Source organism: Allobosea sp. 10L417 (assembly GCF_056395485.1).
Map to the genome: position 1 here is coordinate 340,963 of NZ_JBFTJP010000005.1, position 11,179 is coordinate 352,141.

The following is an 11,179-nucleotide window of genomic DNA, read 5'->3' on the forward strand; positions in this document are numbered from 1 at the left end:
CCACCGGGCCGACAGAGCCCGGAGCGAAAGAAGTTCTGGAGGAAACGCGTGCAACTACAGAGAACGGCACGGATATTGCCGCTGCTTGCGCCGGTGCATCTGCTCGTCCTGAGCGTGATCGTGCTGCCGTCGCTCTATGTCGTCTGGTTGAGCCTGAACACCTCGAGCTTCGGCCAGGCGCCGAGCTTCGTCGGCCTGCAGAACTACTGGCGTGTCCTCACCGATCCCGCCTTCCACAGCGCATTGTTCAATACGGTCGTCCTCGTCGTCGTGGCCGTACACCTGGAACTCGCTGTCGGCCTCGGCATGGCCCTGCTCTTCGCCAGCGGCCTGCCCTTTCGGCGCTTCCTGCTTGTCGCCGTGCTCGCGCCCTATGCCGTCAGCGAGGTCACCGCGGTGGTGATGTGGCGCTTCCTGTTCGATCCCGATGCCGGGCCGGTCACGCTCGCTCTCCGGGCACTTAGCCTGCCGACGCTCGATTGGTCCTTCGAGCCGTCGCACGCGATGATCCTGATCGGCCTGCTGACGATCTGGCTGCACCTGCCCTTCACCTTCGTCATCGTCTATGCGGCCCGCCTCGCCATCCCCGCCGAGCTCTACGAAGCCGCCAGGATCGACGGCGCGACCCGTTGGCAAGCCTTTCGCCGCGTGACGCTGCCGCTGCTCGGCCCTGCCATGCTGATCGCCCTGCTTTTCCGCTACATCTTCGCCTTCCGCCTGTTCTCGGAGGCCTGGCTGCTGACCAAGGGCGGCCCGGCGCGCTCGACCGAGGTGGTCGCGATCTACCTTTATCAGGAGGCCTTCAGCTTCAACGCCTTCGGCTCGGCCGCGGCGACCGCCTGGATCATGGTCGTGATCTCGCTCCTGCTCGCCGGCGCCTACGTCTTCATGCTCAAGCGCGGAGGCGTGGCTCATGCGCACTGAGCGTCTCCTCATCGGTGGCGGCAAGGCGCTCGCCGTCGCCGCGATCCTGTTCTGGTCGCTGTTCCCGATCCTGTTCATCGCCCTGTCGTCGCTGAAGCCGGGGCAGGACATCTTCGCCGTGCCGCCGAAATGGCTGTTCACGCCGACCTTCAAGCACTACGTCGAGCTCTGGCGTTCGTGGGGCGTGTTCTTCGAGGGGCTGCTCAACAGCCTGCTGATCACGGTCGGCGCGACGCTGCTCGCCATCGTCGCCAGCGCCTGCGCCGGCTATTTTTATTCGCGGAATTCCGGCCGCTGGCTCAACGCCAGCATGGGCGGCCTGATCATCGTCAGACTGATCCCGCCGATCGTAGTGACGCTGCCGCTCTTCCCGATCGTGAACTGGCTCGGGCTCAGCGACACTCATCTCGTGTTGATCCTGCTCTACGCGACCTTCTTCGTCTCGCTGGGCACGGTGCTGATGCGCACATTCATGGACCAGATCCCGCGCGAGTTGGACGAAGCGGCTTCCATCGACGGCGCCAGCCGCATGACCATCCTGCGCCAGGTCATCATGCCGCTGGCGATGCCGGGCGTGCTCGCGGTCGCGGTCTTCGTCATCGTGTTCTCGTGGAACGAATTCCTCTTCGCCTTCATCTTCACGGCGACGAAGGCCAAGACCGCCCCGCTCGTGATCTCAGAGATGATCGGCTCCATCGATGGGGTCGACTGGGGGATCCTCTTCGCGGCCGCGACGGTGCAGCTCGTGCCCGTCCTCATCTTCGTCGTCTTCATGAACCGCTACCTCGTGGCCGGACTCACAGCCGGTTCGACGAAGGGATAGCCAACCAAAAAGAGGGAGGAAAAAATGTCGAACAAGCCTGAAACCAAGCTCACCCGCCGTGCCTTCGTCGCCAGCACAGCAAGTGCTGCCGCTGCGCTCGCAATCGCCCCGGCACTCGCTGCCGGCAAGACGCTGAACGTGCTCAGCCACAAGGTCCACCAGACCGTGCTCGGCAGCGGCGACGGTGACCTGATGGCCGGCTGGCGCAAGGCCAACGAGGCCGAGACCGCCTTCACGACCTTCGACTCCAATCCTTTGCAGGACCGGCTCTTCCGCGAGGCCAGCCTGAAGGAGACCGAGTACGGTGTCGGCTATCTCATCGACAACCGACCGACCTCGCAGATCGCCGCGCTGTTCGAGCCACTCGACGCCTATCAGAAGCAGGACGCCATCGAGGATTTCGGCGACATCGCGCCCGGCCTCGTGCAAGGTATGACGGTCGACGGCAAGCTGATCGGCATCCCCGTCCGCCATGCGACGCAAGGCCTGTTCTACAACGAGGCGCTGCTGGAGGAGGCCGGCATCTCCGCCCCGCCAACGACTTTGGAAGAGCTGATCGAGCAGGGGAAGAAGACGAGTTTCACCTCCAAGGCCGGCACGCCTGTCACCGGCATGGTGCTGGCGAGCGACCTCGCCGTCTTCCCGGTGATGTTCGCCCGCGCCTATGGAGGCGACTTCATCAGCCCCGACCTCAAGCTGGTGCCGAACCGCGAGGCGCTGGAGCAGGGATTGGCGGCACTGCGTGGCATGTTCGAGGCCGGCAGCCTGCCGCGCAGCTATGCCACGACCAAGAACGACGATCAGGTCACATGGCTCCAGCAGGGCCGCGCCGCCTTCACCGTGCTGCCCTTCGCCCGTGGCGCGCAGCTCAACAATGCCGAGCAAAGCAAATTCCCCGGCAAGATCAAGGCCGTCCCCTTCCCCGGCTCTGCCGCGATCCAGGGCAAGATGCCGATGGCCTCGGTCGTCGAGGCCTGGGCGATGTCGATCCCGAAGAACGCCAAGGACAAGGCGCTGGCCTGGAGCTTCATCAGGGAAGTCTCGAGCAAGCGCGTGACGCTCGGCATGGCCATGAACGGCAACGGCCCGGTGCGGGTCTCGACCTATGCCGACGAGAAGCTGAAGGCCGGCAACGCGCTCGCGGCAATCGAGGCGAAGGTGCTGGCGACGGCGCGCGGCGCCTTCCCACCCTTCCCCGAAGCTGCCCGCGCGCAGGCGACCTTCCTCGAGGAGGTCCAGCTCGCCGTGCTCGGCCGCAAGCCGGTCAAGGATGCGGTCTCCGCCATCATCGAGCGCGTCAAGCCGATGATGCCGGCCTGATCGATCTTCCGACCTGCGGGGCAAGGCGCCCCGCAGGCGCATCGCACATCGTCGAACTCTGAAGGACATATCGTCATGTCGACCGCATCGCCCCGCTTCATCGAGGAGCCGGCCCGCTCCATCCCCGTCTCGGCCGAGTACGACGTGCTCGTCGTCGGCGGCGGCCCATCTGGAATCACCGCTGCACTGGCGGCGGCCGAGGACGGCCTGCGCGTCGGGCTGATCGAAAGCCGCAGCTTCGTCGGCGGCAACATGACGATCGGCCTGCCGGTGCTCGGTTTCCTCGGCCAGAAGGGCAACCAGATCATCGATGGGCTGCCGCAGAAATTCATCGAGCGCCTGCGCCGGGAGCGCCAGGGCGCCAGCGAGCACCGGCCCTGCCCGCTCCACATGGGCATCACGCTGGTCGAGCCCGAGGCGGTGAAGACCGTCGCGCTGGAAATGCTGACCGAGGCCGGCGTGGACGTGCTGTTCTACACCTTCTTTGCCGGCGCACTGGTCGAGAACGACACGATCCGCGGCGTCATCACCGAGTGCAAGAGCGGCCGCACCGCGATCCTCGCCAAGGTCGTGATCGACTGCAGCGGCGACGCCGACGTTGCCTACAGCGCCGGTGTTCCCACTGAGAAGGGCAATGCCGATGGCGGCATGCAGCCGCCGACGCTGATGTTCTGCCTGGCGGGCGTCGATACCGATGCGCTCAGGCTCTCGATCGCCAATGCCCCGCCGGCGGCGCGGACCTATCTCACCGATTTCATCCCGGCGGAATATTTCGGCCAGAACCACCAGTTCATCGTCGTCGGCATGCGCGAGCTGATGGCCAAGGCCAAGGCTGAGCGCGGCCTGAAGATCCCGAACGAGCGCACGATCATCATCACCGGCCTGAAGAAGGGCGAGGTCTGGATCAACATGACCCGCGTCAAGGGCACTGATGGCACCGACGCCCGCAGCCTGACCAAGGGCGAGATCGAGGGCCGCGCCCAGATCGACGACATCGTCACCTATCTCGTGAACTACGTGCCGGGCTTCGAGAAGGCCTATTTCACCAAGACGGCGCCCTTCCTCGGCATTCGCGAAACGCGCCGCATCCTCGGCCAATACGTGATGACGCAGGAGGATGTGCTCGCCTGCACGCATTTCGACGACGCCATTGCGGTCGCCAGCTACCCGATCGACATCCACCGCCCATCCGATGACGGCTGCACGCTGATCTGGTGCGGCGACTGCTACGACATTCCCTATCGCTCGCTGGTGCCGCAGAAGATCGGCAATCTGCTGGTGGCGGGGCGCAGCATCTCGGCGACGCATGAGGCGATGGGCGCGATCCGCGTCATGGCGACCTGCATGGCGATGGGCGAGGCCGCCGGCCGCGCCGCCAAGATTTCGGTGCGCGGCAACCGGCCGCCGGCCGATATCGATGTCGGGGAACTGCGCCGCCAGCAGCTCGAGCGCGGGGTCTATCTGCGCAATCCCGACGGCACCCGCGCCGGGCCCCCGAACCGTGCCGCGGCCTGACATGACCGGGCATTTCATCGGCATCGATGTTGGCACCGGCAGCGCCCGAGCCGGCATCTTCGACCGGGACGGGCGAATGGTCGCGACGGCCAAGCGCGACATTGCGCTCTACCGGGACGGGCCTGATATCGCCGAGCAGTCGAGCGCGGATATCTGGCAGGCCGTCTGCGCCAGTGTGCGCGAGGCTATGGGGCAAACCGGGCTTAGTCCCAACGCGATCGCCGGCATCGGCTTCGATGCGACCTGCTCGCTGGTCGTGCTGGGGCCGGGCGGCAAGCCCCTCCCCGTCGGGCCGCATGGCGATGGCCGCCGTGACATCATCGTCTGGATGGATCACCGCGCCATCGACCAGACCGAGCGCATCAACGCCACGCGCCACCCCGTTCTCGCCTATGTCGGCGGCACGATCTCGCCCGAGATGGAAACGCCGAAGCTGCTCTGGCTCAAGGAGAAGCTGCCCGCGACCTATGATGCGGCCTGGCAGTTCTTCGACCTGCCGGATTTCTTGACCTGGCGCGCAACCGGCTCGCTCGCGCGCTCGACCTGTACCGTGACCTGCAAATGGACCTATCTCGCCCATGAGGAGCGATGGGATGCCGGCTATTTCCGCCAGATCGGCCTCGGTGACCTCCCGGATGATGAATTCAAGCGGATCGGCACCGAGATCGTTCCGGGCGGCACGGCACTCGGCAACGGGCTCACCGAACATGCCGCCGCCGAACTCGGCCTGAACGCCGGCACTGCCGTTGCGGCCGGGTTGATCGACGCCCATGCCGGTGGTGTCGGTTCGGTCGGTGTGCGCTCGCCGCATGGTACGGCGCTGACGCGCATGGCCTATGTCTTCGGCACTTCTGCCTGCACCATGGCCAGCAGCCGCGAGCCGATCTTCATCCCCGGCATCTGGGGGCCGTATTTCTCGGCGATGGCGCCGGGCCTTTGGCTGAGCGAGGGTGGCCAATCCGGCGCAGGCGCCGCCATCGAGCAGCTCATCGACTTCCATCCCGCGACGCCCGAGGCACGGCACTGGGCCGAGATGCAGGGCGTCTCGCTCCCCGATTGGCTCGCCGCCCGTGTCGCGCAGCATGTCGCCAGCCCCTCGGACGCGGTGCATCTCGCCGAGGGGCTCGTCGTCGTGCCGGATTTCCTCGGCAACCGCTCGCCCCATGCCGATCCGCATGCGCGCGCGCTGATCGCCGGGCTCGGCATGGAGCACGACCTCGATCATCTCGCCGCCCTCTATATCGCCGGGCTCACCGGCATCGGCTACGGCCTGCGCCAGATCGTCGAGGCCAGCCGGGCGAAGGGCGCCGTCGTCGAGGCCATCGTGCTCAGCGGCGGCGCCGGCCGCCAACCCCTGATCCGGCAGCTCCTGGCTGATTGCGCCGGGCTGCCGGTGCTGGTGCCTGATGATGTCGACCCCGTCCTGCTCGGCTCGGCCATGCTTGCCGCAACCGCTGCCGGGGCGTTCCCCGACCTCGCGCAAGCCGTGACCGACATGGCGCCGGGTGCAGCCGTCTTCACCCCCGCCGGCGCTGAGATCGCACGGATTCACGATCGACGCTTCACTGCATTCGAAGCGCTGCAAGGGGCCGCGCGCCAGGCTCGCGAGCTCATCTCGCCCGCCCGCACTCGAGCCTTATCGGAGACCCCGTCGTGACCCTGGAACTGACCGGACAAGTCGCCGCAATCACCGGCGCAGCCTCGGGAATCGGCCTTGCCTGCGCGAAACGGCTGCTCGCCGCCGGTGCCCGCGTCGTCCTCGTCGATCGCGACAGCAAGGCTCTCGCGCAGGTTTGCGAGCCCCTCGGCTCGGCGGCGATCCCGCTGGTCGTCGACCTCAGCGATCCCACCTCGGTCGCCGGCATGCTGCCTGGTATCCTCGACAAGGCCGGCCCGCTCGACATCTTCCATGCCAATGCCGGCGCCTATGTCGGCGGCCCTGTCAGCGAGGGCGACCCCGATGCCTGGGACCGCATGCTGAACCTCAACGTCAACGCGGTCTTCCGCAGTATCCATGCCGTGCTGCCGCACATGATCGCGCGCAAGACCGGCGACATCCTCGTCACCAGCTCGGTGGCAGGGGTCGTTCCGGTGGTGTGGGAGCCCGTCTATACGGCCTCGAAGCACGCTGTGCAGGCCTTCGTCCATACCCTGCGCCGCCAGGTCATCCCGCACGGCCTGCGCGTCGGCGCGGTCCTGCCTGGCCCGGTGGTGACGGCGCTGATCGCTGACTGGCCACAGGAAAAGCTCGATGCCGAGCGCGCTCGCGGCGGGTTGATCGAAGCCGAGGAGGTGGCGGAAGCCGTGCATTTCATGCTGACGCGGCCGCGCAACGTCACGATCCGCGACCTCGTCATTCTTCCCCAGAGCACTGATCTCTAAGGGAACGCCAAGATCTGCGCGCTCCACCGCCTCGGGGCCGCGCAGCGCAGGGCGCTTCGAACAGGCGCCCCACCGGCCAGCAACTCGTCAGCATCAGGCTGACTGATACTGGACGACTTCGCACGCAGCAGGCCGGACCGCGTCCAAAGTCCGCTCAACGATCTCGTCGTCGTGCTCCGACGACACGAACCAGGCGCCGCGCTCCAGCACGCGGACGCCGCGCTTGAGCAGCGCATGAGCGAAGCGGCCATAGGCCGCCTTGTCGGAGCGTGCGATGTCCCGGTAGTTCCGCGCCGGGGCATCCAGCCCGAAAGCGACGTGGAACATCAGTGGGAGGCCAGCGACCTGCGTCTTGATGCCCTCTTCCGCCAGGATCGTGCGGATGCCGTCCTGCAGGCGCTGGCCATGGGCGGAGCTGCGCTCGTAGTGCTCGGGCGTCAGCGCCTTCTGTGTCGCGACCAGTGCCGCCATGGCGATCGGCTGTGCGTTGAAGGTGCCACCGTGGAGCACGCCATCGGCGAAGAGGTCGAGCAGGTCGGCACGGCCCGCTACGGCTGCGACCGGGAAGCCGTTGGCGATCGCCTTCGCCATGATGGTCAGATCCGGCGTCACGCCGAAACGCTCCTGCGCCCCGCCCCGGCTGAGCCGGAACCCGGTGATCACCTCGTCGAAGATCAGGATGGCGCCATGCTTGCGGCAGGCTGAAAGCGCGCCCTCCAGATAGCCCGGCGCTGGAGCGATGGCGCCCTGATTGCACATCGCCGGCTCCATCAGCACCGCCGCGACATCGCCCTTGGCGAGCCGCTTTTCCAGCGCGGCGAGGTCGTTCCAGCCCAGGATCGAGAGCCCCTCGCCCGCTTCCGGGTCCTGCCCCCTGCTGCCGATCACCGGCGTCGGCGCCTCTTCCGGCCCGGCTGCATTCAGCCCCGGCGCGGTCGACCACAGGATGTTGTCGAACCAGCCGTGATAATGCCCCTCGAACTTCACGATGATGCGCTTGCCCGTGGCAGCGCGCGCCAGCCGGATCGCTGCCTGCGCCACTTCCGAGCCTGACGAGCCGAAGCGCAGCCGCTCGGCCGAGGGAATGCGTTCGCAGATCAGCTTCGCGGCCTCGTATTCGATCGGCGCCTGCCCTGCGAACAGGATGCCCTTCTCCGGCTGCCGCTGCGCGGCCTCGATCACCGGCTTCGGCGAGTGGCCGAGCACGGTCGCGCCCATGCCGCAGTAGTAGTCGATGATCCGGTTGCCGTCGGCGTCGATGAGATAGGCGCCCTCGCCGCGCTCGAAAACGAGCGGCCCGGGCGCCATCCCCAAGCGGAAATTACTGTTCACACCGCCCGCGATGAAACGCGCATTCTCGGCGATCTGCCGGGCCGATTCCTCGAAGTGCAGCGTTCCCACCCGCCGGGTGCCATCGTCTGCCAAGTGCGTCGCCTCCGCTGCCGCCCGCGCAGATCTTCGGCGCTCCGAAGAGCACCCGGCTGGCGGCGTTTCTGCGCAATACCCGGAGCTAGCGGTCGGCGGCGCGCATAGCACGCGACACGCTGCGATCAATCTCGGCCAGCAGTGGCATAGCAGCCGGATTCAGCTGTCGATAGACAAGCCGGGACCAGGTCTTGCTGCGCCAGTTTGAGCGCCTGTTTCGCCAGCATCTGGGCCGATCCCCTGGCGAGCACTATCTCGCCCTGCGCCTCGGCAGCGCGCGACCTGTTGCGGCAGACAAGCCTCTCGATCCTCGAATCCGCACGCGCGCTTGCGGCTTCGCCGGCTCCAGCCTTTTTCCAAGGCTATCGCGATCGCTTCGGCCATCCGCCGAGCGAATGCAGCAGGGCACGCCCTGATCGGAGCTGACAGGAAAACGCGCGCGGGTAGCAGCGCTGGCAGGTGACAGCGGCCACCAGAGCGCTGGTTCCGCCATAATGCATGGCCCGGGCTCTCTCCGATGACGGATGGACAACCTCAGGCCGCAGCAGCGTTCACCGCCGGTGGCCAGCTATGGGTTTCACCCTTCCGGCGGGATGCCCAGGCATAAAGCGCGTCGTAGATGATGAAGCCGCGCCTCAGGACCTCATGGTCATCCGGAGACAAATCGCGCAGCCCCATCGAGATTGCCAGCAGCCCGGCCGATTGCGGCGTGAGATCGTGCCTGTCGGTATCGGCTCCGCGGACGATCGCTGCCACCGTGGCGATGGCCGTATCCTTGGCGAGATCGTGCTTCTCGACGAAGGCGTCGAAGCTGCATCCCTCGCCGACATGCGTGTATTCGACGCCGGGCACGTCATAGGGGATGGCTCCGGTTTCCTCGGCCACCTTCCGAACCTGGTCCGGCGGCACGAACAGGAAATCGGGTTCCTTGTCGATAAACCGGGTGATCAACCAGGGACAGGCGATCCGATCGATGACGGGGCGTTCGCGTGTGACCCATTTCATGGCGTAGGCCTCCCTTCGATGGTGGTGAGCGGAACGGTTGGGGCGCCGATGGCGTGCCAGGCGGCGATACCGCCCGCGAGGGCGTAAGCATCGAGGCCGCGACGGCGAAGTTCGGCGACGGCGTCGCCACTGACCTGGAAGCCGTAGACGCAGTAGGCGACGATCGGCTTCCCCTTCGGCAATTCGCCGGCCCAATCGGCGATCTGCTCGGGCGCGCGCAGTTGCGCTCCCGGGATCATGTCGCCGCGCTTCGCCAGGTCATCCGCGAGGCTGACATCCAGCAGGACCAGATCGTCGTGACCCTGCAAGCGAGCCAGCAGGTCCTCTGCGGCAATGCTGTCTCCGGAAACAGCAGGTGCCGTCGCGCCGGGCATGCGGCCGTTCACGGCTACCCTCCGGAAGCGGGCGCCGACCCGCTCCCAGTGGATGTTCTTCATGAAGGCATCGACATAGGCTCCGGCGTTGGCTCCGAAATCGATGTGATAGGCGTGCTCGTACATATCGAGCGCCATGATCGGGATGCTGCCGGCGAGGCAGTTCGTGTGATCCTGTCCCCATTGGATCATCAGGCGTTCGTGGCGTTCCGACCAGACCAGCAAGGTCCACCCCGAGCCCCCTCCTTGAGCCTTCGCGCAAGCCGAGAATTTCGAGCGCCAGCCGGCAACGCTGCCGAAATCGCGCTCAAGCGCGAGGGCGAGGTCGCCCACGGCATCGCCGCTGCCGCCGAGCCCGTCGAAATAGATCTCATGCAGGATCGCCGAATTGGCGGCGATAAGCTCTTCCCGCTTGAGACCGTTGATGTCGAAGACCGGAGCGCGGCTCCAGTCGAGTTCGTCGAGGCGGCGCTCGATGGCGTTGAGGCGTCGTACGGCGCCGCCGTAGTTGTTCTCGTAATGGCTCGCCAGAAGCCGCTCGGAAAGCCCGTCAAGGCGCGGAGGCTTGAAGGGCAAGGGCATGATCCGATGCATGGCACCCTCTCCAGGATACGCAACGGCCGGACGCTACGCCCAAATCAAAAATGATACAAGTGTTGCTTTTGAAATCCCGGATGATACGGTACCACCATGGACGATGATGCGATTTCCGCGGAGCAGCGCTGGCTCCTGCTGATCCACCAATTGCCGAGCAAGCCGGCCTATTTCCGGGTAAAAATCTGGCGCCGACTGCAGGGCATCGGCGCCGTTGCGGTGAAGAGCACGGTCTATGCCCTGCCGGCGAATGCCGAGACGCAGGAGGATTTCGAGTGGCTGCTGAAGGAGATCGTCGAGGGCGGTGGCGAGGCTATGGTCTGTGAGGCGCGCCTGATCGACGGCCTTTCGGATGGCCAGGCCCGCGCGCTGTTCGATGCGGCTAGGGACGAGGACTACGAGGAAATCTCCAAAGAGGCGCCGAGATCGAGCGCAAGCTCGCGGAGGATACCGATATGACCAGTRCAACGCCGGAGGCCTCGGCTCAGACCGCGGCCGATCTGAAGGGACATGCCTGGGTGACGCGCAAGGGCATCCATGTCGACCGGATCGCTTGTAGCTGGCTGATCCGCCGCTTTATCGACCCCAATGCCGTCATCCGCTTCGTTCCGGGCAAGGGCTACGCGCCCAAGGCCGGAGAACTGCGCTTCGACATGTTCGAAGGCGAGATCACCCATGAAGGCGATCGGTGCAGCTTCGAGGTCCTGCTGACCCGCGCCGGTCTTTCTGAGCCCGCTCTCCAGGCCATTTCCGAGATCGTCCACGACATCGATCTGAAGGATGGGAAGTTCGGGCGCGAGGAAACCACGGGCATCGC

The 11,179-nt window shown here is 66.2% G+C and carries 11 protein-coding genes; 8 read left to right on the forward strand and 3 right to left on the reverse strand.

All coding sequences use genetic code 11. The features are described from left to right. Positions 1–48 precede the first annotated feature (48 nt). From AC1DE3_RS15695 to AC1DE3_RS15720, 6 genes are all read left to right on the forward strand, one after another. Complete coding sequence (locus tag AC1DE3_RS15695; protein WP_476778522.1) at positions 49–924, forward strand: carbohydrate ABC transporter permease; 876 nt, start codon at positions 49–51, stop codon at positions 922–924. After that, positions 914–1,747 (forward strand): carbohydrate ABC transporter permease, encoded by an 834-nt coding sequence (locus AC1DE3_RS15700; protein WP_476778523.1) that lies wholly within the window; start codon positions 914–916, stop codon positions 1,745–1,747. The genes AC1DE3_RS15695 and AC1DE3_RS15700 overlap by 11 nt, the downstream gene beginning before the upstream one ends. A 24-nt stretch (positions 1,748–1,771) precedes the next feature. Beyond that, positions 1,772–3,067: an ABC transporter substrate-binding protein gene (locus AC1DE3_RS15705; RefSeq protein WP_476778524.1), complete on the forward strand. Its 1,296-nt coding sequence runs from the start codon at positions 1,772–1,774 to the stop codon at positions 3,065–3,067. Positions 3,068–3,142: 75 nt separating this feature from the next. Continuing rightward, complete coding sequence (locus AC1DE3_RS15710) at positions 3,143–4,582, forward strand: FAD-dependent oxidoreductase (RefSeq protein ID WP_476778525.1); 1,440 nt, start codon at positions 3,143–3,145, stop codon at positions 4,580–4,582. Position 4,583: 1 nt separating this feature from the next. Beyond that, positions 4,584–6,239 (forward strand): FGGY-family carbohydrate kinase, encoded by a 1,656-nt coding sequence (locus AC1DE3_RS15715; RefSeq protein WP_476852542.1) that lies wholly within the window; start codon positions 4,584–4,586, stop codon positions 6,237–6,239. Next, positions 6,236–6,964 carry an SDR family oxidoreductase gene (locus AC1DE3_RS15720; protein ID WP_476778527.1) on the forward strand — a complete coding sequence of 243 codons (729 nt, stop codon included), beginning with the start codon at positions 6,236–6,238 and terminating at the stop codon, positions 6,962–6,964. The genes AC1DE3_RS15715 and AC1DE3_RS15720 overlap by 4 nt, the downstream gene beginning before the upstream one ends. Before the next feature lie 93 nt (positions 6,965–7,057). Here the strand turns inward: AC1DE3_RS15720 and AC1DE3_RS15725 are convergent, their stop codons facing one another. From AC1DE3_RS15725 to AC1DE3_RS15735, 3 genes are all read right to left on the reverse strand, one after another. After that, complete coding sequence (locus tag AC1DE3_RS15725) at positions 7,058–8,389, reverse strand: aspartate aminotransferase family protein (protein WP_476778528.1); 1,332 nt, start codon at positions 8,387–8,389, stop codon at positions 7,058–7,060. Positions 8,390–8,923: 534 nt separating this feature from the next. Continuing rightward, positions 8,924–9,394, reverse strand: a complete 471-nt coding sequence (locus AC1DE3_RS15730) for a chromate resistance protein ChrB domain-containing protein (protein ID WP_476778529.1) — start codon at positions 9,392–9,394, stop codon at positions 8,924–8,926. Further along, the gene (locus AC1DE3_RS15735) at positions 9,391–10,362 is read right to left on the reverse strand and encodes a Fe-Mn family superoxide dismutase (RefSeq protein WP_476852543.1); all 972 of its coding nucleotides are present in this window, start codon (positions 10,360–10,362) and stop codon (positions 9,391–9,393) included. Before AC1DE3_RS15735 ends, AC1DE3_RS15730 begins: the two co-directional genes overlap by 4 nt. A gap of 96 nt (positions 10,363–10,458) precedes the next feature. On the opposite strand from AC1DE3_RS15735, the gene AC1DE3_RS15740 reads away from it, so the two are divergent. Together AC1DE3_RS15740 and AC1DE3_RS15745 are read left to right on the forward strand one after the other, a co-directional pair. Then, a complete protein-coding gene (locus tag AC1DE3_RS15740) occupies positions 10,459–10,821 on the forward strand; it encodes a Chromate resistance protein ChrB (RefSeq protein WP_476852544.1) in 363 nt (120 codons plus the stop codon). Beyond that, positions 10,818–11,179: chromate resistance protein ChrB domain-containing protein (locus AC1DE3_RS15745; protein WP_476852545.1), on the forward strand; the 362-nt coding region annotated here is incomplete at its 3' end. The genes AC1DE3_RS15740 and AC1DE3_RS15745, both read left to right, overlap by 4 nt.